We start from the raw sequence: 20,834 nt of genomic DNA, 5'->3' as shown, positions 1-20,834 counted from the left end.
TCAACCGGCTGCGTCATTGGGGCGAGCCCCAGCTGTGGACGTTCCCTTTCCAGGCGTCTTTGCGGCTGTTTTGGCGGGCTTTTTCAGCTCGGCGATCTCGGCGCGCAGGGCGGTGATCTCGGCTTTCAGCGCGTCGAACTCGTCGCGACGCACCAGATCCATGTCCGCCACGAAGCGGTCGGCCTGGGCGCGCCAGGCGCTTCTGGCCTCCTCGCCCGCCGCCTGGGCCAGGCCCATGGCGCCGGTGGTCAGCTTGGCGAATTCATCGAGAAACGGATTGCGGGTCTGCATGGGACTGTCCTGGCGACTCAAAGGGCGCGGCGCGCCTGTTAACCTTCCGCCCGACATGGTGAATGAAACCTTTCAATCCAGGGCAAGCCGACCAGAAGCTGTTGGAATCCGGGCCAGGCGCCCCCATTTTATCGCCATGACCGATTACACGCCCCGTCGCTCCGCCTCCGGCTTCGACCTGACCCCGCCCGGCCCGTCGCAACTGGCCATCCTCGAGCATGACCTGACCGACGAGGAGCGGCGCGTGCTGCTGAACCACGGCACCGAGGCGCCCTTCTGCGGCACCCTGCTGGAGGAAAAGCGCGCCGGCGTGTTCTGCTGCCGCCTGTGCGGCCTGCCCCTGTTCCAGACGCAGACCAAGTTCGAAAGCGGCACCGGCTGGCCCAGCTTCAACACCCCGTATGACCCCGACCATGTGCGCGCCATCACCGACACCTCCTACGGCATGGTGCGGGTCGAGACCCGTTGCGCCCGCTGCGACAGCCATCAGGGCCACGTGTTCCCCGACGGCCCGCCGCCCACCGGGGACCGCTACTGCATCAATTCGGCGGCGCTCAGCTTCACCCCGGACGGCGAGCCCCTGCCCGATCCGCTGGGGCGGGGCGATCATCTGCCCGGGTGACACGACGTCGCCGCATTCAGCCGTCAGCGTGACGGTACTGGAGTAAAGCCATGATCCTGACCGCCCTCGCCGTTCTGGTCCTGTCCGACCAGCCCATCGCCACGGCCGGCCGCAGCCAGGGCCATGTGCCCGCCCCCACCGCGGCCGAGGAACCCGTCGCCCCGTCGATCACCGGGGCCCGCGCCATGAGCACCGACGAGCAGATCGCCGCCTGGATCGGCGCCTCCCCCGCCGCTCAACTGGATATGGGCGAGGGCCCGCTCAACTATGACGCGCCGTTCGAGCCCGAGGAGCGCCGCATCCGGGGCGAGGTCAGCGCCGCCATCGGCTCGCACGGCTACCAGGCCTTCGGCGTCGGCGTCTCCATCCCCCTCGGCGAGAGCGGCCAGCTCAACCTTCACTACAGCGAGAGCGAGGGACGGTTCGGCGGCTACAGTCCGTATTACCATCCCGGCTATGGCGGCTACGGCCTGCGCTCCGGATCGTATTTCGGCGCGCCGGACCCGTGGAGGGTCTACGGCGCCGACGGCCTGACACCCCGCTCCCTGCGGACCCGCGGCATCACCGCTATCCCGGACGATGAGGACTGGTGAATGCAAAAAGGCCCGGACGGAACGAAGATCGTCTAAGTGGCGCTAGAACTCCCACCCTTCCGCTTCCATAAATTCCTCGAGGGTTAGGCAGGGCACGCCGAAATGCTCGCATATGTTCGGGATTTTCGCCCCGTTGGGCTTTGCCTGCTCCATGGTAATGACCGTGAACCCGTCGACTGCCGCTTTAGCGACGACAAAAGAGTCTGCGTTCTTTCCACCCTTCAGAAGCTTCCGCTGTTCGATGTTCTGTTGAAAGTGCGGAACCCCGTAAATCTGACCGACAAATGCACCTTCGGCAGCGGTGGGTGTGGCGAAAATTGCCTTCTGTAGCTCAGCCCACTCCCGAAGGCTTTCAGCAGATGCATCTTCTATTTCGCGTGCAACCTCGCGCGTTGAGACGATAGCCCCGTCGGCAACAAGCTGATCGAACCGCTCCCACAGACTCGGAAAACGACGCCGATAATAATTTTTGAACAGAACGGACAGGGGCGACGTGTCGAACACGTACATTATGCAGCCCCCCGCTCGAAGTATCGCTCCAGAGTGCTGAGGTTTTTGGGCTTTGTGTCAAGGTAATCGGCTAGCTGATCCTCATCGATACGATTCTGATGATACGCCTGTAACGCCAACTCTACATAGTCTCGGCCGAGGTAGGCGAGCTTGCTCCAATAGTGATCACCGCCAGGTCCGGCAGGCCTGCGTTGACCATTCCATCGCTCTACCGCTTGCTCGTAATCTCGTTGTTCAATGAGGTCGCGATCCAGGAAGCGGCGAAACACCACCTCACGACTTACGTGGTAGCGAGCTGCAACCTGCTCCGCGAGGGCCTCAGATGGCTCGTGCTGAGCAGTAACCGCTTCAAACTCCGCCTCCGGAAGTAAAAATTCAGCCGCGAACCTGTTACATATAACCTCTATAAGCTTAGCATCACCAGAAAGATGCCCAACAAATTCATCCGTCAATGTATCTATCCCACTCGTATGGAATAGAAGGTGGGCTAATTCATGGAAATACGTAAACATTTGACGCGTTTTTGCGCAGCTGTTGTTAGCGTATATTATGGGAAACGTATCGTCATACAAACAAAAGCCCGAGTACTCCGGAACTCTGAAAGCATCTTTGAAAACGAAGACTCCCACGCGCAAAAGTGCTTCCCGCCACCCCTTCATCGCGGCGTCGTCGTCGCGCCAGTTTTGCTGTTCCTGCAACGACACACCGATGTAGGCGCGGACCTCTTGCGCCATCAGCGGGATGTCTACGCGTGGAGCGAACGCTAGATCGCGGGTTATAAGACGCTCAGCAGGGTTTCGCTCGCCAGTCAGCTCCGCAAGATTCAACTGCAGCGCCTTAGCTTTCCGGAGTAGCAACCGGATTTGGCTTGGCAGCCGCACATATTCCGCGCCGGGCAAGGTGCGGAACGTCTCTTGGATTGCGGGGACGTTCGGTGGTTCGGGAAAAAAGAAGACCGCTATCGGCACCTTCAAAGCATCAGAAATTTGTTCGAGCTGCGGGTAGGTGGGGAACGCCCGGCCTTCCTCCCACTCCACAAAGTTGCGGAACTTTTCGACGGCGGCTTCACGGGAAAGTCCCGCTCGTTCTCGCGCCCACCTAAGAAGCTGCGGTGTTATAGGTATTTGTTCGGCCATCGCGCTTCAGTTTGCCCAGCCCGGCCTAGATTCGCCGCTCCCCCATTATTGAGGTTAGCGGTCTTTTCCCGCAACGCGCCAGCCATTTAAGGCAAGAGCATTCTGCCGGTCGTTTTCGACCTTGCAGTGGCAGCGGTCCAGGAAGGGGTGGCCGGAACCCAAGTCTTCTTATTGACTTGGGTTCCGATGGTGCCGCCGGGGGGAATCGAACCCACGACCTCAGCCTTACCAAGGATGCGCTCTACCACTGAGCTACGGCGGCGAAATCTGAGGAAGCGGCCGTATAGCCAATACGTTCGCCCGATGCAAAGGCCAAAACGCCTCTTGATCGCATTCCTGCATCCGGCCTTTATCCCCCGGTGAAAAGCCCGCCCGACACGACGCCGCCAAAGCCACCGACGCCCGCCGAAAAGGCGAAGGCGGACCGGGACACGCGCCTGGCCGCCGCCCTGCGCACGAATCTGCGCCGCCGCAAGGCGCCGCCCGCCCCGACCGCTCCCAAACCGGACTGAGGGCAAGAAGCGGGACCAACGCACCGGTTCGCCCCGCATTTCCGCACCCCAATGCCTTGCCGCACAAAGGCAGGGACGATTTTTTTGTCTGGTTTTCCGACCGCGTTCGTGGCTGGCGTACCCTTGTGGGGTTCCGTTGCGGGGGAAGGCGTTGGCGCCAGGGCCGAACGCGCGGCGGGACCGGTCGAGCGGGATCGCCCGGGCATTGAGAGCCCGGGGTCCGGCGGGCGTCCTGGACGCCGCCGCCCGTCGTGGGCCGAGCCATGCGGCATGGGGACGAACCGGCGAACTCTGGGCGCGCGACGAACGAGGTTGCGTGTCTGCCGGCTGAAGAGAGCCCTCCCCCGCGGCGCTCACGAACAGAACGACCGGGCGGGCGCGAGCGACCACGCCGAAACACACATCACGGGCGGCGGCCGGCGACGGCGCCGCTCCGGTCCCGGGCGAGATCGCCCGCGCCCGCCGCTTCCCCACCTCCGTCGGTCCCGCCGCACGGAGGCGCAGCCCGTGGCCGCGTCCGATCAAGAGGCGTGACAGTCCGTTCTCGCCCCTTTCAACCGGCGCGCGAGACAGGCTAGATACCGCCCCCGCTTCGCCCGCGCCGGGCGCAGCCTCGACAGAGACCCCATGGACCGCATCGCCATCACCGGCGGCGCCCGGCTGAACGGATCCATTCCGATCAGCGGCGCCAAGAACTCCGCCATCAAGCTGATGGCCGCATCGCTGCTGACCGATCAGCCGCTGCGCCTGACCAACATGCCGCGCCTGGCCGACACCCGGTTCCTGGGCGAACTGCTGAGCGGCATGGGCGTCAGCGTCACCGAGCAGGAGGGGCCCGACGGCGGCGAAACCGTGCTGCACGCCGCCGAGATCACCTCGACCTTCGCGCCCTATGAACTGGTCCGACAGATGCGGGCCTCGTTCAATGTGCTGGGGCCGCTGCTGGCCCGCACCGGCCATGCGCGGGTCAGCCTACCCGGCGGCTGCACCATCGGCGCGCGGCCGGTGGATCTGCACCTGCAGGCCCTGGCCGCCCTGGGCGCCGTGATCGAGCTCGAGGAAGGCTATGTCTCGGCCCAGGCCCCGACCGGGCTGCGCGGCGCCGAGATCACCTTCCCCTTCATCTCCGTGGGCGCCACCGAGCACGCCCTGCTGGCCGCCGTGCTGGCGCAGGGGACGACCGTCCTGAACAACGCGGCGCGCGAGCCGGAGATCGGCGACCTGGCCCACTGCCTGAACGCCATGGGCGCGAAGGTGGAGGGCATCGACACCCACACCCTGACCATCACCGGCGTCGGTTCGCTCTCGGGCGCCGACTGGAGCGTCATCCCCGACCGCATCGAGGCGGGCACCTATGCGACGGCCGCCGCCATGACCGGCGGGGACGTGACCCTGACGAAGATGCGCCCGGCCCTGCTGACCGCCCTGACCGAAAAACTGCGTCAGGCCGGGGTGACGGTGGACGAGACCCCGGACGGCGTGCGCATCCGCCGCGACGGCGGGCGGCTGCAGCCCGTCAATGTCACCACCGAGGTCTATCCCGGCTTCGCCACCGACCTGCAGGCCCAGTTCATGGCCCTGATGACCCTGGCCGACGGCGAGAGCGTGATCTCCGAGACCATCTTCGAGAACCGCTTCATGCACGTGCCCGAGCTGATGCGCCTGGGCGCCGACATCTCGGTGCACGGGGGCGAGGCCCATGTGCGCGGCGTTCAGGCCCTCCACGGCGCCGAGGTCATGGCCACCGATCTGCGCGCCTCGGTCAGCCTGGTGATCGCAGGCCTGGCGGCGGAGGGCGAAACCACCATCGGCCGGGTCTATCATCTGGATCGCGGTTTCGAGCGGCTTGAGGAAAAGCTGGGGGCCTGCGGCGCCGAGGTGCGTCGGCTGAAAGGCGATGAGGATGGACACTGAAACCCCCGCCGTCGACACGGACCTGACCCCGGACGAGACCACCCCCGACAAGGGCCCGCCCCTGCCGCCCCTGCGTCTGCTGGCCGAGGATCATGAGGACCTGCTGATCATCTCGGCGGCCCTTCAGGACGCCATCCTGACGCCGGGCGACATCCTGTGGGAGAGCACGGCGCGGCGGCTGACCATCACCCTGCGCCGCTTCTGCTGGGAATGCGGCGGCACCCGGGTCCAGGCGGCGCTGCAGTTCGGCGACGTCATGGCGGTCAAGAGCCGCGACATGCCCCGCGCGCCCGAGATCCCGCTGGAACTGCTGGCCATGGACTTCCTGCCCGGCGAGGCCCCGGGCGGCCGCGTGGTCATGATGTTCGCCGGCGGCGGCGACCTGCGCGTGGACGTGGAGTGCATGAACGCGGTGCTGGCCGACATCTCCGAACGCTGGCAGGCCCGAAGCGCGCCGCGCCATGAAGAGGATCCGGCATGAGCGGCCCCCATCGTCTGTCCGCCGTCGATCTGGACGAAGCGTCCCTGCCCTCGGCCACCGCCGAGATCGAGCACGCCCGCCGCGTGGCCATCTTCGATCTGGTCGAGCAGAACAGCTTCACCCCCGTCGGCGCCGACGGGGGGCCCTATCAGCTGACGCTGTCCTTGCAGGACAGCCGCCTGGCCATGGACATCACCGGACCTGCGTATCGCAAGGCGCACCTGCTGTCCCTGACCCCGCTGAAGACGGTGATCCGCGACTATCTGATGATCTGCGACAGCTATTACGAAGCCCTGCGCGGCTCGTCGGCCAGCCAGATCGAGTCCGTCGACATGGGCCGGCGCGGCCTGCACAACGAAGGCGCCGAGGCCATCAAGACGCGGCTGGAAGGCAAGGTCGAGGTCGACCACGAAACCGCCCGCCGCCTGTTCACCCTGATCTGCGCCCTGTGGCGGCGGGGTTGAGGCTGTCGAAGGCTGACGAAAGGGTAACGTGCGGCCGTTGACCGCCGCTGATACCGTCGCCCTTCAGAAATGCGCCCGGCCTCTCGCGAGAGACGTCCGGCGCCAGCGGGAGGGTTTGCTCATGTCCGCCTTGCGTTTGATCGGTTTCCTTTTCGTCCTCGGCGTCGTCATCGCCCCTTCGGCGGGGATCGCCAATCCGCAGCTGGCGCAGACGCCCGGCGCGCGCGCCAACATGCAGATGCTGGAGCCCCAGACCTTCCGCGGCGCCGCATTTTCCTATGACCACGAAGTTCAGGTCGTCCTGCCCGCCAGCTACGACGTATCCGGAGATCGGACCTATCCCGTGCTCTGGGTTCTGGATTCCCCGCTCATGACCCGGACCGTGGTCGGCGTCCTGGACACCCTCGTCATGGGCAATCACGCCCCCGAGATGATCGTGGTGAGCATCGGCAGCCCGGCCGAGGAAGGCCTCGCGGGCCTCGGCAGGCGCGTCATGGATTTCTCTCCGCCCGGGCCCGACTATTTCCCTCCGGAGCCCCAGGGCGAGGCGTGGCGCGCGCTGGCCCCCCTGCCCCAGTTCCCGCACAAGGCCGACGACTTCCTCGCCTTTCTGGTCGACGAGTTGCGGCCGCAACTGGCGCAGCGATACCGGTTCTCCGGAGACCACGCCCTCTTCGGTCATTCCGCTGGCGGCATGTTCGCCGCCTACGCCCTCTTCCAGCGTCCCGGCGCCTTCGGGAAGGTCATCATCGGCAGCCCCTATCTGAACGTGGTCCGGGGGGCGGTCTTCGACGCCGAGACCGCCTATGCGGCGACCCATGACGATCTGGACGCCTCGCTGTTCATCGGCGTCGGCGGCGATGAGACAGACGAGTACTTCCTCGCCATCTCGGGCATCGTCAGCTCCGCGACGCGGCTCTCGGAAACCCTCCACATGCGCGGCTATCCCTCTCTGGACGTTCGCACCCGGATCTTCGCCGGCGAGGACCACTACACGGTCGTTCCCCGCATCATCAGCGAGGGGGTGCGGCATCTGTGGGCCGAGGACGCCGCCGAGCTGCCGTCCTCCTGGCCCCAGCCTCCGCAGTAGGGCGGCCCATGCGCTATTTCCTGTCAGAACTCGACGCCCGCTTCGTTTTGGTGCATTACGCCGCGTCCGATTTCGAGCCTCGCCCACGCCCGGCGCGGCCGTTACCCGTTTCCCGAGGGCGAGAGAGACTGCATGTCGAAGGAAGAACTGCTCGAGTTTCCGGGCGTCGTCAGTGAACTGCTGCCCAACGCGACCTTCCGCGTGAAGCTGGAGAACGACCACGAGATCATCGCCCACACCGCCGGCAAGATGCGCAAGAACCGCATCCGCGTGCTGGCCGGCGACAAGGTGCTGGTGGAGATGACCCCGTACGACCTGACCAAGGGTCGCATCACCTATCGCTTCAAGTAAGGCGGACGGCCGCGTGGCCCAGTCCCCGTCCCGGCCGCCTCTGGTGCTGGCCTCGGCCAGCCCGCGCCGCATCGAACTGCTGGCGCAGGTCGGCATCGCGCCCGACCGCATCGTCCCCGCCGACATCGATGAAACGCCCCTTAAGGGCGAGACGCCGCCCCGCCTGGCCGAGCGTCTCGCGCTCACCAAGGCCGGGACCGTCGCCGATCTTGAGCCCGACGCCGTGATCCTCGCCGCCGACACCGTCGTCGCCGTGGGCCGCCGCCTGCTGGAAAAGCCCGCCGACGAGACTGAGGCCCGACGCTTCCTCGCCCTCCTGTCCGGCCGCAACCACCGAGTCTTCACCGGCGTGGCGGTCAAGGCGCCGGGGCGCGACGCCGCCGTGCGCGTGGTCGAGACCCGCGTGTCCTTCAAACCGCTGTCCGACGACGAGATCACCGGCTACCTGAACACCGGCGACTGGCGCGGCAAGGCGGGCGGATACGCCATCCAGGGTCCGGCGGGCGCCTTCGTGCGCCGCATCGTCGGCAGCCATCCGGCGGTGATGGGCCTGCCGCTCTATGAAACGGTCCAGCTTCTGCACGGCGCCGGCTGGCGCCCGGCCCGGCCGTGAGCGCCGAGCGCCGAACCTATATAGACGACAGCCCCGGCGAAACGCGGGGCATCATCGAAGGCGAGCGCGGCTTCGAACACATCCTGATCCAGCGCGAGGCTGACGATCCCGGCCAGCGCCTCGGCGCGGCATCCGTCGGCCGAATCTCGCGGCTGGAGCCCGGCCTGAGCGGCGCCTTCGTGGACCTGGGCGGCGCCGAAGGCTTTCTCCCACTCAAGCGAGACACCGGTCTCCCCGTCGGCCGGAAGATCGAGGTCGAGGTCGTCGCCGAATCCCGGGAAGCCAAGGGGCCGACGCTGCGAATGCTAGGCCCTGCCGAGGGCGACGTCCGCCTGATCCGCCCTGGCCCGAGCGTCGATGAATGGCTGGACCGTCTCGCGCCCGGCCTCCGTCCGATCACCGGCAAGGCGGCCATAGAAGCGGGATGGGCTGCGCTGGAGGAGGCCGAAGCGCCGGCCATGCCCGGCGGCGGACCCGACGTGGCGGTCGAGCGCACCCGCGCCATGATCACCGTCGACATCGACCAGCCGCCTCTGCCCGGCAAGGGACTGAATGCCCGGGATCGGCAGCGCGCCAACCAGGAGGGGCTGAAGATCGCCGCCCGCCTGATCCGCCTGCGCCGCTGGGGCGGGCTTGTGGCTGTGGATCTGCTGGGCTCCGGTCACGACGGGGCGCAGATCACCGCCGCCGCGCGCACCGCCTTCGGGACCGACCCGGCCATCGCCTACGGCCCGGTCAACCGGTTCGGCGTGTTGCAACTGGTGCTGCCGTGGCGCTTCACACCTCTGGAGGAGATGATCCGGCCCGGGGTTGATACCGCCGCCTGCGAAGCGGCGCGAAAACTCAACCACGCCCTGCTGGCCGACACCGCCAGCGCCCGCATTACAGTGCGCTGCCATAGCGATGTCGGGAAAACCGCCACGCCGCTGGTGGCGCGTCTCGGTCCGCGAGCCCATGTCCTGCCTGACGACAGCCTTCCCCCGACCCGAGTGATCATCGAATGACCCGCGCCGCATGCCCCATCTGCCGCCATGCCGAGGCCGACCCGAGGTACCGCCCCTTTTGCTCCAAGCGGTGCGCGGACATCGACCTGGGCCGTTGGTTCACCGGCCGGTACGCCGTTCCGGGCCCCCCGGTGGATGAAAATGGCGAAAGCGACAGCGCGGATGAGGCCTGACGCTGGACACGCTGATCGGGCTCGCTTATAGACCCCGCTCCCGACGGCCTGAGCCGTCGCCGGACCCGGGCCTGGGTAGCTCAGTTGGTAGAGCAGCGGATTGAAAATCCGCGTGTCGGTGGTTCGAATCCGCCCCCAGGCACCACCTCCTCTTTTCCTTATCCCCTCAGCGGTGCCACCGGTTACCGTGACGAAAAACATTTCGTCGTTATGTGGTCCGTTTGGTTCTCTTCTGCTTCTGCTCTCGGCTTTGCTCATATCTCAGCAACTGAGCCTGATGCAGATGCAGGAACCCTCTGGCCGGAGATTCCCTCGTCTTGGGGGATGACGAAAACCCTTTCCGGTTACCGACTGTAACATGATTACCGATTGTCCATATTCCACTATTCGAGCAATATTTTTTCTCCGAGAAAGCCCCACCGGGAACAGATGACGCTCTTATGACGTGTGCGCGAAAAGACCTTGCGAGCGCGAAATCCCGCTCTCGCGGCAGTTGAAAAGCATGATCACGCACTTGACGCCCCCCGGGCGGTTCGCCAAGACAACGTGACCGCTCCCCTTAATGGAGAGCGTCGGTATGCGAACGGCCGCCTCTCCAGGCCAATCGCGAGTGCTTTTCGGACGCCTCGGCAACCGGAGAGCAGCAGGAAACGTTACGGGAGCCGGGTCGTCGATCCGGTACCGTTCTAATTCAGTGAGGGGCGCCGCCTTCCGGCGAACGTCTCTTTAGGTCCAACGAGTCAGACCAAGCAGGAACTGGCGAACTATGCTCCATAGCAAAAAGACAAACTTCCTCCTCGCTCTGGCCGGCGCCGCCGTCCTGATGGCGACCTCGCCGGCTCTCGCGCAAGACGCGGCCCCGGCTCCCACCGAAGCGCCCGCGGCTGAGGCCCCGGCAACTACCGACGCTACCCCGGTCGAAACCCCCGCTCCGGCGGCGGAGGCCGCACCGACCGACACCGGCGGCCATGGCGAACTGACTGTCGCCCGCATGTTCATCGATTCCGACCCCGTCGTTCAGGCGGTGATGATCGGTCTGGTGCTGGCCTCCGTCTTCTCCTGGACCCTGTTCGTCATCAAGATGATCGAGTTCGGCAGCCTGAACCGTCAGACCGACCGTTACCTCGAAGCCTTCCGCGGCGCCCGGACGATCCCGGACATCCGTCGCGTGTCGACCTCCGAGGACTTCGAAGGCAACCCGTTGGCCGACATGGCCGCTGCCGCCACCGAAGAAGTCGAGGCCTCGCGTGCTTCGGGTCTGGCCGTCAACACGGACCACCGTGAAACCACCATCGTTCGCGCGATGGCGGCCGTGGCCGCTGTCCAATCCGGTCTGGCCAAGCGCCTGTCGGGCGGTCAGCAGTTCCTCGCCTCGACCGGATCGAACTCGCCCTTCATCGGTCTGTTCGGTACGGTGTACGGCATCATGAACTCGTTCATCGGCATCGCGAACACCAACACCACCAACCTGGCGGTTGTGGCCCCCGGCATCGCCGAGGCCCTGCTGGCCACCGGTCTGGGCCTGTTCGCGGCTATCCCGGCGGTTATTTTCTACAACTACTTCAACACCCGGATTTCTTCCTACGGTGTCCGCTCGGACGGCTTCAACGCCGAACTGATGAACACGATCTCGCGTCAACTCGACAAGGGAGCGTAACCTAGATGGCCGCTAAACTCGGAGGCGGCGGCGGCGGCAAGTACGAGATCCAGCAGAACAGCGAAATCAACGTTACACCCTTCGTGGACGTCATGCTTGTTCTGCTGATCATCTTCATGGTGGCGGCTCCGCTCGCCACCGTGTCGATCGAGGTGAACTTGCCGACAGCCGTCTCGCCGCCTCAGCAGAACCCGCCAACGCCGGTGTACATCTCGCTGCAGCAAAACGGCAGCGTCTACATCGGGGACGGCCGCACGAGCGTCGAGCAGATGGGCGATGATCTTCGCCGTCTGATCGGGCAGCGCAGTCCCGAAGATGAGCGGATTTTCATCCGCGCTGACCGGGGGGTCCGCTACGGCGATTTCATGCAAGTCATGAATGCGCTGCAGGACAACGGATTCTACAGCGTCGCGCTCGTCGGCGAAGACAACGCATAAGGGCCTGGTCGCAAAGCATGACTGAACAACATCGTCGCGACCCGCTCCTGGACCCGCCGCGCCGGAAGAAGATGTCGACCGGCGTCATCGTGGGTATCGGGATCTCGGTCTTCGTCCACGTGGCCGGCGCCTGGTGGATTTATAACCAGAAGTTCGTCCTGAAAGAGGTGTCCTATTCGGACGAGTCGATCGAGGTCGAGCTGATCGATCCGTTCGTCGAGCCTCCGCCTCCGCCGCCGCCGCCGCCGCCGCCTCCGCCCGACCAACCGCCCCCGCCCAAGCTGCAGGTGCGTGAACCGGTCGCGGTGGCCAATGCGCCGCCGCCCCCGGTGACGCTGCCCATCGAGGCGACCAAGAAGGAAGATCGTCAGGAATACACGGGCCCGCCCGTGATCGTCCCCGGTCCTCCGCCGCCTCCGGCCCCGCCGGCGCCTCCCGCGCCGTCGGTGATCACCAACCCTGACTGGGTGCGTCGTCCGGACAGTAGCGATCTGGCCCGGTTTTATCCGAGCCGCGCGGCTTCTGACGGCACCGAAGGCAACGCCGTGATCGAGTGCACCGTTCAAGCCAACGGCCGCCTCGCGAACTGCAGCGTCGTCAGCGAAAGCCCTGCGGGCGCCGGCTTCGGTCGGGCCAGCCTGCAACTGGCGCCGCGGTTCCAGATGCGTCCCCAGACCCGTGACGGCGCGCCCGTCGGCGGGGCCCGGGTCCGCATCCCGATCGGCTGGCGTCTGGGCTGATGCAGAAGCCTCAAGTCTGAACAGCGCCCCGGAGGAAACTCCGGGGCGTTTTTCTTTGTGGCTTTCCGTTCGGGAGCCAATCGTTCAGCTTGAGCGTTGAACGCACATACTGCTGAGGGAGCACGTCCACATGATCCGCAACACCGCCGCCGCACTTCTGACGGCCACCGCCCTGACCGCCTTGCTCGGAGCCTGCGCCTACAACGAGACGCTGGGCCGCAACCAGCTGCTGATCGTGGACGACGCCGCGCTGCAGTCCTCCGCCGACCAGGCCTGGACCCAGGCCATGCGCGAGATGAACCCCACCACAAACGCCGCCCAAAACCAGCGGGTGCGCACCGTTGGCAGCCGCATCGTCGCGGCGGCCAACCTGAGTAATCGCCTGTCCTGGGACTATGCCGTATTCCAGAACGACACGCCGAACGCCTTCGTGCTGCCCAACGGCAAGATCGGCGTGACTACCGGTCTGCTGGGTCTCGTGCGCAACGACGATCAGCTGGCCGCCGTCATCGGCCATGAAGTCGCTCACGTTGTGGCCCGCCACGCGGCCGAGCGCTATTCGCAGACCGCCCTGACGTCCACCGGCCTGCAGGTGGCCCAGGGCGTGGCCGGCGACTATGGGCAGGCCGTCGGCGCGCTGGGCGGCATCGGCGCGCAGCTGGGCGTGCTCCTGCCCTTCTCCCGGACCCACGAGCTGGAAGCCGACCGCCTGGGCATCGACTACATGGCCGCCGCCGGATACGCGCCGCGTGAGGCGGTCGCCCTCTGGACCCTGATGGCCCAGCAACGCCAGGGCTCCACGCCCGAGTTCGCTTCCACCCACCCCTCGGACCAGACCCGCATCGCCCAACTGGAGCAGTATATCTCCAGCCGCGGCTGGTAGGCGTCTTCTCCGCTTGATCAGCGGGCCCGGTGCGGCTAGACACCGGGCCTTCGCGATGCCGCCCTAGCTCAGTTGGTTAGAGCGCCAGATTGTGGCTCTGGAGGTCTCCCGTTCGATCCGGGAGGGCGGTACCATCGCTTGCCTCTTATGCGGCAGAGGATTCAGCTGCAGCGCTCGCCCTGGCAGCGTTGGGTTTCCGCCAGGCCGAGGCGGCGTCGTGAACGCTCTCTTGTTGACTCACTACGACAGCCCGGTATGCCTTGACCGTTCGCTTGCACGTGGTTCTGCCAGATGTACAGGGCCTCGCCCCCCGATGAAGATCTTGCTCAGGCGCACGCGCAACTGCTGAAGGATCAATCCCTGCAGTTCGACCGCGCGGGCTTCACGCCTCCTGAAATTCCGGTCTGGCTGCGATGGATTGGTGATGCTCTTGAGGTCATGGCCCCCCTGCTGACATGGGCATTCTGGATTGGCCTCATACTATTGGCCGCCCTGATCCTGTTTGCGATTGGCCGGGAGATTGTTCGCCTGCGCCGGCCGCCGGCCAGGCCCAGAAAGCCCAGACCGCTCGTCGTGGAGGAATGGCGACCGGACGCCCAGGCGGCGAGGGATTTGCTGGCCGAGGCCGACGCCCTCGCCACACGCGGCCTCTATGCCGAGGCCGCCCATATCCTGTTGCTGCGCAGTGTTCAGGATATCGAGAAGCGCCAACCGAACGCCTTGGCTGTGTCTCTCACGACCCGCGAGATCATGGCTATGAAGGCCCTGCCTGATACGGCGCGTCCCGCCTTCTCCAGCATTGGGCGAACCGTCGAACGCAGTCTGTTTGGCGGCGCGCCGGTCGATTCCGACGCCTTCGATGAGTGCCGCCGGGCCTATGAAGCGTTTGCCTTGCCTGACGCATGGGCCCGATGACGCGATCCGCCCGAGCCCGAGACGGCGCATTTTCACCCGTTGTCGTGATCGTGGTCGCCCTGGTCGGGGTGGTGACATTCGCCGGACTGGGGATTCTCTCAGCCTACGCGCCCGAGCTTCGCTCAGGGAACGATGGCGGCACTCACGCCATGTCCCGCGCCGCCACAGGGTTCGGAGGACTGCCGCCCCTGCTGCGCGGGCTCGGTGAACCGGTCCTGCTTAGCCGTGGAGCCCTCACGGAGGCTGCAAACGAGGGCCTTCTGATTCTGACGCCGACTGGCCGATTGACCGCCGATCGGGTCGATAACTTCGAACACGGCGGCCCGACCCTGATCGTCCTGCCGAAATGGTTTACGGCTCCCGATCCGGCCCACGCAGGCTGGGTCACAACAATCGGCGCGAATCCGGCCGGCGAAGCCCTCTCCATCCTTCCGCACGATCTGCGTCAGGGCGCCGACCTCGTCGAGCGCGAGGGGCGTGAACGGATCGTCCTGCGTCGTCCGAATGGAATGGCCTTCGGCGCGCCCGTCGAGATCGAGGGCCTGCGCACCCTGTCAGGCGAGGGCTGGATCCCCGTCGTGACGGATGAGCGCGGCGCCCCGGTGATGGCGATGCATGCCGAAACAGGGACCTATGTCCTGAGCGACCCCGATCTTATCAACACTCAGGGCCTGAAGACCCTTGAGGGCGCTCAGACCGCCGTGGCGCTATTGGGCGTCATTCGGGCCCAGGGCGCCCCGGTGATCTTCGACCTTACCCTTCACGGCTTTCAGAGGACGCGAAGCCTGCTGCGGCTGATGCTTGAACCTCCCCTTCTCGGCATGACGCTGGTGATGGCGGCGCTTGCAGTCTTCGCCGGAACACAGGCCGCGGTTCGCTTTGGTCCGACGCGCGAGACAGCCCGGGTGATCGCTCTCGGCAAGCGCGGTCTGGCGGACAACACCGCGGGCCTGGTGCGCCTGGCGCGACGCGAGCACCATCTGGCTACGCCCTATGCCCTGCTGATGCGCGCGGCCGTCGCACGCGCCATCGGCGCGCCTCGCAGTCTGGATGATGAGCAGTTGAACGCCTTTCTCGACCGCGTCAGCCGCTCGACCGGTGCGACCGAGACCTATTCCGCCCTGGCTGAGCAGGCGCGGGCGGCCAGGACACCGGGCGACCTGATGCGGGTCGCCAACGCCCTCTATCGCTGGAATCAGGAGCTGACCCGTGCGCGTCAATGATGTGAAAACCGTCGCAGAGCGCATCCGCGCCGAAATCGCCAAGGCCGTGGTCGGCCAGGAAGGAGCCGTGGATCTGCTTCTGACCGCGTTGTTCTGTGGCGGTCATGTGCTGCTCGAGGGGCCGCCAGGAACGGCCAAGACCCTCCTGGCCCAGAGCTTCGCGCGGGCGACGGGTCTGGACTACGGCCGCATCCAGTTCACGCCGGACCTGATGCCTGGCGACATCATCGGCTCCAACCTCTTCAACTTTCAAACATCGAGCTTCACCCTGACGCGGGGGCCGATCTTTTGCGAACTGCTGCTGGCCGACGAAATCAACCGAACGCCGCCGAAGACGCAGGCCGCCCTCCTTGAGGCCATGCAGGAGCGGCGCATCACCATTGATGGCGAGGCGCACGCCCTGAGCCCGCGCTTCACCGTCGTGGCCACCCAGAACCCGATCGAGCAGCAGGGCACCTACCCGCTGCCGGAGGCGCAGCTGGACCGGTTCCTGTTCAAATATGTGCTGGACTACCCGTCGCTTGAGCAGGAACGGTCAATCATCGCTGATCATGGCGCCCGGGTCGGGCAGATGGACCCTGTCGCCCTTGGCGTCGACATCGCCGCTGACGCCGCAGCCATCACCGACGTCAGCGACGCCGTGAGCGCCGTCCGCCTGACCGAAGACGTGGTCACCTACATCGCCGATCTGGTTCGAGCGACGCGGGAGTCGGCGGATATCGATATCGGCGCCTCACCGCGGGCAGGAGCGATGCTGGCCGGCGCCGCGCGCGCTCACGCAGCGCTGGACGGCCGCGACTACGTCATCCCGGACGATGTCAAAACGCTTGCCGTGCCCGCCCTGCGCCATCGCCTCGTTCTGTCGCCCGCCGCCGAAATCGAAGGACGTCGTGTCGAGCAGGTGCTGGACGGCCTGGTCAATCAGGTGGCGGCCCCCCGGTGATCTATCCCACGCAGCGAGCGGTTCTCCTGATGGTGGCGGGCGCTCCCGTCGCCCTGCTCGTCGGCGTGTTGACTCCATCGGGCTGGCTGGCCGGTCCAGCCTGGATCGGCGCTGTTGTGTTGCTGACCGCGCTGGATGCGGTCTCGGCCGGATCCCGGGCCGCCCTCAACTTGGACGAGCCCGAGCCGGTTCGTGCGGCCGTCGGAAGGCCCGGCCAGATTGACATGACGCTGCGTTTCGGCACGAGAGGGCCGACGCCCCAGTCGCTTGACGCCGCAGTCTCGGGCGATTCGAGACTGGGCCTGGACGGCGTGACACGTCGCGCCAGGGTCTCGGGCCGCGCCTCCCCCATGGCCTTCCCGTTCCTGCCCGAAAGGCGCGGTGCGGCCGATATCAAGGCGCTCTGGGCGCGATGGCACGGACCATTGGGTCTGGCGTGGAAACAGAAGGTCTTCGCCCTGGGCCTGTCCGCGCCCGTCCTGACGGATCTGCAGGGGGTGCGGGATCAGGCTGTGCGCCTGTTTGCCCGCGACGCCCTCTTCGGCGCCAAGTCCCAGTTGGAGCTCGGCGAGGGATCAGAGTTCCAGGCCCTGCACGACTATCAGCCCGGAATGGATCGGCGGGCCATCGACTGGAAGCAGTCGGCCCGTCACGCCGCCCTCCTGGCCAAGGAGTTCCGCACGGAACGCAATCACAATGTCATCATGGCGCTGGATTGCGGTCGAGCGGCTTGCGAGCCCGTGGACGGCATGCCTCGCATCGACCGCTTCATTCATGCGGGGCTGCTGCTGTCCTACGCCTGTCTCAAGTCTGGCGACCGGGCGGGGCTGTTCGCCTTTGACTCGATCCCACGTCTTTCCACCGGTGCAATCAGCGGGCCTGATGCTTTCCGCACTCTTCAGGCGGTGGCTGGACGCATCGACTACTCCACCCACGAGACCAACTACACCCTCGCCCTGGCCGCCCTCTCGGGCCAGTTGCAGCGTCGGTCCCTGGTGGTTGTGTTCACCGACTTCACGGACTCCACCGCCGCCGAGTTGATGATTGAGTCGCTTGGTCGCGTGTTGCGGCGTCATCTGGTGCTGTTCGTCGTGCTTCGCGACGAAGAACTCGAGTCACTGGCCGCATTCAGCCCCGAGGAGACCGATGACGTGTCGCGCGCCGTTGTGGCCGGAACCCTGTTGCGTGAGCGCGAAGCCGTGGTCGCGAGATTACGGCGCATGGGCGCCCATATTGTCGATACTCCGGCCGACCGCGTCGGACCCGAAGTGGTCAATGCGTATCTGGATCTGAAACGCAGGGATTTGCTGTGACCGACCATCGCCCTTCCCCCCTGCTGAAAAGTCAGCGCTTCCGCCAGGCGCGCGAGGAGGATTGGCGTCGGCTGGAAAGACTGATGGACAAGGCCGAGAAGGGCTCTGCCGCCAAGCTGACGGACGCCGAAATTCTCGCTGTTCCGGTGCTGTATCGATCGACGCTGTCGGCCCTCTCCGTCGCCCGCGAAACCTCGCTTGACCAGGGGCTGATCGAGTATCTGGAAACCCTCGCCACACGGGCCTACTTCTTCGTCTATGGGTCCCGGGCGACGCTGCAGGACCGCCTGAGCGACTTCTTCAGCAGCGGGTGGCCTTCCGCGGTGCGCAGCCTTTGGCGCGAGACCCTGATTTCCGCAGCCTTGATGGCCCTGGGCGCGATCGTGGCCGGGTGGCTGGTGGTGCACGAGCCCGAGTGGTTTTACGCGTTCGTACCCGCCGAACTCGCCGGCGGCCGCGACCCTGGTGCGTCCACAGAAACCCTCAGGGCCACCCTCGGCGGGCACGAAAGCGCAGACGGCCTGTCGGCATTCGCCGCCTTTCTGTTCACCCATAACGCCCAGGTGGCGCTGCTCGCCTTTGCTCTGGGGTTCGCGCTTTGCCTGCCGACCGGTCTGCTCATCCTCTACAACGGCGCGACCCTGGGCGCCTTCGTCGCCTTGTTCGCAACACGGGGGCTGGGGGTGGAACTCGGCGGCTGGTTGCTCATCCATGGGGTGACGGAATTGTTCGCCGTGATCCTGGCCGGCGCGGCCGGACTGCGCATCGGTTGGGCCGTCGCCTTTCCTGGCTCAAGAGAACGACTGGACGCGGCCATGGAGGCGGGGCGAACCGCTGGCGTGGCCATGGCCGGGGTCGTCGTCATGCTGATGCTCGCGGGCCTGCTGGAAGGCTTCGGTCGTCAGCTGATCTCCGATACGGGATTACGCTATGCCGTTGCAGGCGTCTCGGGGCTGATCTGGGCCGTCTATTTCTATGCGCCTCGCGCGACACGTCATGCGCGCTAGAACCCTGGAAACACAAGGGACCACTCGCTCGCTGGTCACGCCCGAGGGGGTGGACCTGCGCGTGAACATCGGCGACGCAGGTCAGCGAGCGGCAGCCTTCCTGCTGGATGCCGGCATCATCATCGGCGTGCTGATCGCCATGTCGCTCGCGGTCCTGTTCATGGGCATCGGCGCTGCGGGCGTGGGCGGCGGAGCAGGCGTCGAGCTCATGTACGTGATCTGGCTGCTGGTCTTCTTCCTGCTCCGGAATTTCTATTTTACCGCCTTTGAACTTTCAGCCAGCGCGGCGACGCCAGGCAAGCGGGCCATGGGCCTCCGCGTCGCTTCCCGGGACGGGGGGCGACTGAGGGCTGAGTCGGTTTTCGTCCGGAACGCCTTGCGGGAGCTGGAGGTCTTTCTGCCGCTGTCCCTCCTGTTCTCACGCGGGGGCGGGGACGGCGTGGACAGTTGGATGTATCTGCTGGCGTTCGTCTGGTGCGCGATCTTCGTCTTCTTCCCCCTGTTTAACCGCGATCGTCTGCGCGTGGGGGATCTGGTGGGGGGAACCTGGGTCGTGCGCGCCCCCCGCCGCAAACTGACCCGCGACTTGGCCGACGAGAGCGCCGGCCGCATCGCCGTCTACAACTTCACCCCCGCCCAGGTCGACGTTTATGGCGCCAAGGAACTGCACGTGCTCGAGTCCGTGCTGCGTCAGAATGATCGCAAGACCCTGCGCGCCGTCGCCGACCGCATCGCGGCCAGGATCGGCTGGGCCCGGCGTCAGGACGAAGCGGACCGGGACTTTCTCGCAGCCTATTACGCCGCTCTGCGCGGACGGCTTGAGCAGCGCATGCTGATGGGCGTGCGTCGCCGCGACAAGCACGACGTCTGAAGCGTCAGTCGAACACTGCGGCCAGACTTTCCGGCCCCGCGCCTTCCTTGACCGAGCGCAACTCATAATACAGCGACGCCACCCCTGCCGAAGCGATCACTCCTGACAGCACATTCACGACCGGTCCGGTGAGAAGATTGACCCACAGGTTGGGACCGCTGCCGCCGGTGATCGTGCCGCCGGCGGCGAAGCTGACGGCCGCGATCGCCGCGCCCAGGATCCAGGTCAGGATGATATAGATGACGAGCAAACCGAACACGTTCCACCGATAGCCTCGCGTGAGGTCCCGGCTTCGCTGAAAGCTCTCCAGGACGCCCCGCTTCTCGACAACGACGGCCGGGGCGGCCACCGACCACAGGACAGCCAGGATGACGCCCGGCACGATGAGCAGAACGAAGGCGAACCCCATGCCGAGACTGGCCAGGATCCCGAGCCCCAGCAACGGAAAGAATGCCCTCACGCCGACGCCCAGAGCGTCGCTCAGGCCTGTCTTCTTTCCGTTGAAGCCGTCCACCGCAGCCTTGACCGCTGTCCCCTGCAGCATGAAGAAGCCGATCAGGTAGAGCAGGGAGCCGAGGACGACGAAAACAACGCCCGTCCCTGTGGAATCGCCGCTCCAGAAAAAAGTCTGGCCCACGGCCGACAAGGTGCTCGGCAGACCGACCAGCACGATCGAGGCGACGAGCAGCACCAGCCAGTTGTCGCGGATCGCCGCAAAGGTCCGACTGATCACACGGCCCAGATCAAATCCACCCTGGGTGGAGGCCGCAGCGCCCTCCCCGCTCTGCAGGATGAAGATTTCCCCAGGCGCGCCGTCCTCCGTGGGGCTGAAATCGACCTGCTGCCCCCTGCGGGGTGTAAGTCCGGCATGGATGGCCGTGGCCGGGAACAGATAGCGATTTCCGTCGTCCCCCCTGATCGCAACCATTCTCGTGGCCGCATCAAAGGTCAGAATTTCGCCCCGCATATCTGGCTCCCTCTCGTTACACGTCACTATTGAAGGGGATTCGCGCGACGCGCGCACGCCTTTCAGCGCGCTCTGCGACGCCTCAGGCTTTGTCCGGATTGTAGCTCTGGAGATCTCCCGTTCG

General features: G+C 65.9%; 24 protein-coding genes and 3 tRNA genes. 22 read left to right on the top strand and 5 right to left on the bottom strand.

Annotation, left to right across the window (positions count from 1 at the left end; genetic code table 11):
* Nucleotides 1–291 carry an accessory factor UbiK family protein gene (locus tag ACK4SE_RS10130; RefSeq protein WP_409691999.1) on the bottom strand — a complete coding sequence of 97 codons (291 nt, stop codon included), beginning with the start codon at nucleotides 289–291 and terminating at the stop codon, nucleotides 1–3.
* 136 nt (nucleotides 292–427) lie between these two features.
* Between ACK4SE_RS10130 and msrB the strand changes: the two genes are divergently transcribed.
* Both msrB and ACK4SE_RS10120 read left to right on the top strand, forming a co-directional pair.
* On the top strand, nucleotides 428–913 hold the full coding sequence (gene msrB, locus ACK4SE_RS10125) for a peptide-methionine (R)-S-oxide reductase MsrB (RefSeq protein WP_409691996.1): 486 nt from the start codon (nucleotides 428–430) through the stop codon (nucleotides 911–913).
* 50 nt (nucleotides 914–963) lie between these two features.
* Nucleotides 964–1,506: a hypothetical protein gene (locus ACK4SE_RS10120; protein ID WP_409691993.1), complete on the top strand. Its 543-nt coding sequence runs from the start codon at nucleotides 964–966 to the stop codon at nucleotides 1,504–1,506.
* A 42-nt stretch (nucleotides 1,507–1,548) separates the two neighbouring features.
* On the opposite strand, the gene ACK4SE_RS10115 is transcribed toward ACK4SE_RS10120, so the two are convergent.
* The 3 genes from ACK4SE_RS10115 to ACK4SE_RS10105 all read right to left on the bottom strand — a co-directional run bounded on the left by ACK4SE_RS10115 (nucleotide 1,549) and on the right by ACK4SE_RS10105 (nucleotide 3,414).
* Entirely contained in the window at nucleotides 1,549–2,016 is a 468-nt protein-coding gene (locus ACK4SE_RS10115) for a PIN domain-containing protein (protein WP_409691991.1), read from the bottom strand.
* A complete protein-coding gene (locus tag ACK4SE_RS10110; RefSeq protein WP_409691988.1) occupies nucleotides 2,016–3,152 on the bottom strand; it encodes a helix-turn-helix domain-containing protein in 1,137 nt (378 codons plus the stop codon). Before ACK4SE_RS10110 ends, ACK4SE_RS10115 begins: the two co-directional genes overlap by 1 nt.
* Nucleotides 3,153–3,339: 187 nt before the next feature.
* Nucleotides 3,340–3,414, bottom strand: a tRNA-Thr gene (locus tag ACK4SE_RS10105).
* Nucleotides 3,415–4,291: 877 nt separating this feature from the next.
* On the opposite strand from ACK4SE_RS10105, the gene murA reads away from it, so the two are divergent.
* The 20 genes from murA (at nucleotide 4,292) to ACK4SE_RS10005 (ending at nucleotide 19,743) form a co-directional block, all read left to right on the top strand.
* Nucleotides 4,292–5,578 carry a UDP-N-acetylglucosamine 1-carboxyvinyltransferase gene (gene murA, locus ACK4SE_RS10100; RefSeq protein WP_409691985.1) on the top strand — a complete coding sequence of 429 codons (1,287 nt, stop codon included), beginning with the start codon at nucleotides 4,292–4,294 and terminating at the stop codon, nucleotides 5,576–5,578.
* A complete protein-coding gene (locus tag ACK4SE_RS10095; RefSeq protein ID WP_409691982.1) occupies nucleotides 5,568–6,059 on the top strand; it encodes a DUF2948 family protein in 492 nt (163 codons plus the stop codon). Before murA ends, ACK4SE_RS10095 begins: the two co-directional genes overlap by 11 nt.
* Entirely contained in the window at nucleotides 6,056–6,523 is a 468-nt protein-coding gene (locus ACK4SE_RS10090) for a UPF0262 family protein (protein WP_409691980.1), read from the top strand. Before ACK4SE_RS10095 ends, ACK4SE_RS10090 begins: the two co-directional genes overlap by 4 nt.
* Before the next feature lie 121 nt (nucleotides 6,524–6,644).
* Complete coding sequence (locus ACK4SE_RS10085) at nucleotides 6,645–7,613, top strand: alpha/beta hydrolase (protein ID WP_409691977.1); 969 nt, start codon at nucleotides 6,645–6,647, stop codon at nucleotides 7,611–7,613.
* Nucleotides 7,614–7,745: 132 nt separating this feature from the next.
* Nucleotides 7,746–7,964 carry a translation initiation factor IF-1 gene (gene infA / locus ACK4SE_RS10080; protein ID WP_021698539.1) on the top strand — a complete coding sequence of 73 codons (219 nt, stop codon included), beginning with the start codon at nucleotides 7,746–7,748 and terminating at the stop codon, nucleotides 7,962–7,964.
* A gap of 13 nt (nucleotides 7,965–7,977) precedes the next feature.
* A complete protein-coding gene (locus ACK4SE_RS10075) occupies nucleotides 7,978–8,577 on the top strand; it encodes a Maf family protein (protein ID WP_409691974.1) in 600 nt (199 codons plus the stop codon).
* Nucleotides 8,574–9,581, top strand: a complete 1,008-nt coding sequence (locus ACK4SE_RS10070; protein WP_409691972.1) for an RNA-binding protein — start codon at nucleotides 8,574–8,576, stop codon at nucleotides 9,579–9,581. The genes ACK4SE_RS10075 and ACK4SE_RS10070 overlap by 4 nt, the downstream gene beginning before the upstream one ends.
* Nucleotides 9,578–9,754 (top strand): DNA gyrase inhibitor YacG, encoded by a 177-nt coding sequence (locus ACK4SE_RS10065; protein ID WP_409691969.1) that lies wholly within the window; start codon nucleotides 9,578–9,580, stop codon nucleotides 9,752–9,754. The genes ACK4SE_RS10070 and ACK4SE_RS10065 overlap by 4 nt, the downstream gene beginning before the upstream one ends.
* Nucleotides 9,755–9,823: 69 nt before the next feature.
* Nucleotides 9,824–9,899: transfer RNA gene (locus ACK4SE_RS10060), tRNA-Phe, on the top strand.
* A 621-nt stretch (nucleotides 9,900–10,520) separates the two neighbouring features.
* The gene (locus ACK4SE_RS10055; RefSeq protein WP_409691965.1) at nucleotides 10,521–11,411 is read left to right on the top strand and encodes a MotA/TolQ/ExbB proton channel family protein; all 891 of its coding nucleotides are present in this window, start codon (nucleotides 10,521–10,523) and stop codon (nucleotides 11,409–11,411) included.
* A gap of 5 nt (nucleotides 11,412–11,416) precedes the next feature.
* A complete protein-coding gene (locus ACK4SE_RS10050; RefSeq protein WP_409691963.1) occupies nucleotides 11,417–11,848 on the top strand; it encodes a biopolymer transporter ExbD in 432 nt (143 codons plus the stop codon).
* A gap of 17 nt (nucleotides 11,849–11,865) precedes the next feature.
* Nucleotides 11,866–12,588 (top strand): energy transducer TonB, encoded by a 723-nt coding sequence (locus ACK4SE_RS10045; protein ID WP_409691960.1) that lies wholly within the window; start codon nucleotides 11,866–11,868, stop codon nucleotides 12,586–12,588.
* 130 nt (nucleotides 12,589–12,718) lie between these two features.
* Nucleotides 12,719–13,471: a M48 family metallopeptidase gene (locus tag ACK4SE_RS10040; protein ID WP_409691957.1), complete on the top strand. Its 753-nt coding sequence runs from the start codon at nucleotides 12,719–12,721 to the stop codon at nucleotides 13,469–13,471.
* 57 nt (nucleotides 13,472–13,528) lie between these two features.
* Nucleotides 13,529–13,605 (top strand) — tRNA-His (locus tag ACK4SE_RS10035).
* A gap of 157 nt (nucleotides 13,606–13,762) precedes the next feature.
* Nucleotides 13,763–14,386, top strand: a complete 624-nt coding sequence (locus ACK4SE_RS10030) for a hypothetical protein (RefSeq protein WP_409691954.1) — start codon at nucleotides 13,763–13,765, stop codon at nucleotides 14,384–14,386.
* Complete coding sequence (locus ACK4SE_RS10025) at nucleotides 14,374–15,609, top strand: DUF4350 domain-containing protein (RefSeq protein WP_409691952.1); 1,236 nt, start codon at nucleotides 14,374–14,376, stop codon at nucleotides 15,607–15,609. The genes ACK4SE_RS10030 and ACK4SE_RS10025 overlap by 13 nt, the downstream gene beginning before the upstream one ends.
* The gene (locus ACK4SE_RS10020; protein ID WP_409691949.1) at nucleotides 15,596–16,552 is read left to right on the top strand and encodes an AAA family ATPase; all 957 of its coding nucleotides are present in this window, start codon (nucleotides 15,596–15,598) and stop codon (nucleotides 16,550–16,552) included. The genes ACK4SE_RS10025 and ACK4SE_RS10020 overlap by 14 nt, the downstream gene beginning before the upstream one ends.
* The gene (locus ACK4SE_RS10015; RefSeq protein WP_409691946.1) at nucleotides 16,549–17,865 is read left to right on the top strand and encodes a DUF58 domain-containing protein; all 1,317 of its coding nucleotides are present in this window, start codon (nucleotides 16,549–16,551) and stop codon (nucleotides 17,863–17,865) included. The genes ACK4SE_RS10020 and ACK4SE_RS10015 overlap by 4 nt, the downstream gene beginning before the upstream one ends.
* Complete coding sequence (locus ACK4SE_RS10010) at nucleotides 17,862–18,872, top strand: stage II sporulation protein M (RefSeq protein ID WP_409691943.1); 1,011 nt, start codon at nucleotides 17,862–17,864, stop codon at nucleotides 18,870–18,872. The genes ACK4SE_RS10015 and ACK4SE_RS10010 overlap by 4 nt, the downstream gene beginning before the upstream one ends.
* Nucleotides 18,862–19,743 (top strand): RDD family protein, encoded by an 882-nt coding sequence (locus ACK4SE_RS10005; protein WP_409691940.1) that lies wholly within the window; start codon nucleotides 18,862–18,864, stop codon nucleotides 19,741–19,743. The genes ACK4SE_RS10010 and ACK4SE_RS10005 overlap by 11 nt, the downstream gene beginning before the upstream one ends.
* A 4-nt stretch (nucleotides 19,744–19,747) precedes the next feature.
* On the opposite strand, the gene ACK4SE_RS10000 is transcribed toward ACK4SE_RS10005, so the two are convergent.
* Complete coding sequence (locus ACK4SE_RS10000; protein WP_409691937.1) at nucleotides 19,748–20,767, bottom strand: hypothetical protein; 1,020 nt, start codon at nucleotides 20,765–20,767, stop codon at nucleotides 19,748–19,750.
* Nucleotides 20,768–20,834: the final 67 nt, after the last annotated feature.

The sequence above is a fragment of the Brevundimonas sp. genome, from assembly GCF_046293315.1.
GTDB lineage: Bacteria > Pseudomonadota > Alphaproteobacteria > Caulobacterales > Caulobacteraceae > Brevundimonas.
The sequence above is the reverse complement of the archived record's forward strand: the minus strand, read 5'-3'. Positions and strand labels throughout refer to the sequence as shown.

Excerpts from the sequence above, each read along its gene's own strand:
- ACK4SE_RS10115 (WP_409691991.1), bottom strand. The coding sequence starts at position 2,016 with ATGTACGTGTTCGACACGTCGCCCCTGTCCGTTCTGTTCAAAAATTAT.
- ACK4SE_RS10090 (WP_409691980.1), top strand. The coding sequence starts at position 6,056 with ATGAGCGGCCCCCATCGTCTGTCCGCCGTCGATCTGGACGAAGCGTCC.
- ACK4SE_RS10065 (WP_409691969.1), top strand. The coding sequence starts at position 9,578 with ATGACCCGCGCCGCATGCCCCATCTGCCGCCATGCCGAGGCCGACCCG.
- ACK4SE_RS10055 (WP_409691965.1), top strand. The coding sequence starts at position 10,521 with ATGCTCCATAGCAAAAAGACAAACTTCCTCCTCGCTCTGGCCGGCGCC.
- ACK4SE_RS10120 (WP_409691993.1), top strand. The coding sequence starts at position 964 with ATGATCCTGACCGCCCTCGCCGTTCTGGTCCTGTCCGACCAGCCCATC.
- ACK4SE_RS10130 (WP_409691999.1), bottom strand. The coding sequence starts at position 291 with ATGCAGACCCGCAATCCGTTTCTCGATGAATTCGCCAAGCTGACCACC.
- ACK4SE_RS10095 (WP_409691982.1), top strand. The coding sequence starts at position 5,568 with ATGGACACTGAAACCCCCGCCGTCGACACGGACCTGACCCCGGACGAG.
- ACK4SE_RS10045 (WP_409691960.1), top strand. The coding sequence starts at position 11,866 with ATGACTGAACAACATCGTCGCGACCCGCTCCTGGACCCGCCGCGCCGG.
- ACK4SE_RS10040 (WP_409691957.1), top strand. The coding sequence starts at position 12,719 with ATGATCCGCAACACCGCCGCCGCACTTCTGACGGCCACCGCCCTGACC.
- ACK4SE_RS10085 (WP_409691977.1), top strand. The coding sequence starts at position 6,645 with ATGTCCGCCTTGCGTTTGATCGGTTTCCTTTTCGTCCTCGGCGTCGTC.
- ACK4SE_RS10005 (WP_409691940.1), top strand. The coding sequence starts at position 18,862 with ATGCGCGCTAGAACCCTGGAAACACAAGGGACCACTCGCTCGCTGGTC.
- ACK4SE_RS10110 (WP_409691988.1), bottom strand. The coding sequence starts at position 3,152 with ATGGCCGAACAAATACCTATAACACCGCAGCTTCTTAGGTGGGCGCGA.
- infA (WP_021698539.1), top strand. The coding sequence starts at position 7,746 with ATGTCGAAGGAAGAACTGCTCGAGTTTCCGGGCGTCGTCAGTGAACTG.
- ACK4SE_RS10050 (WP_409691963.1), top strand. The coding sequence starts at position 11,417 with ATGGCCGCTAAACTCGGAGGCGGCGGCGGCGGCAAGTACGAGATCCAG.
- ACK4SE_RS10030 (WP_409691954.1), top strand. The coding sequence starts at position 13,763 with ATGTACAGGGCCTCGCCCCCCGATGAAGATCTTGCTCAGGCGCACGCG.
- ACK4SE_RS10025 (WP_409691952.1), top strand. The coding sequence starts at position 14,374 with ATGGGCCCGATGACGCGATCCGCCCGAGCCCGAGACGGCGCATTTTCA.
- murA (WP_409691985.1), top strand. The coding sequence starts at position 4,292 with ATGGACCGCATCGCCATCACCGGCGGCGCCCGGCTGAACGGATCCATT.
- msrB (WP_409691996.1), top strand. The coding sequence starts at position 428 with ATGACCGATTACACGCCCCGTCGCTCCGCCTCCGGCTTCGACCTGACC.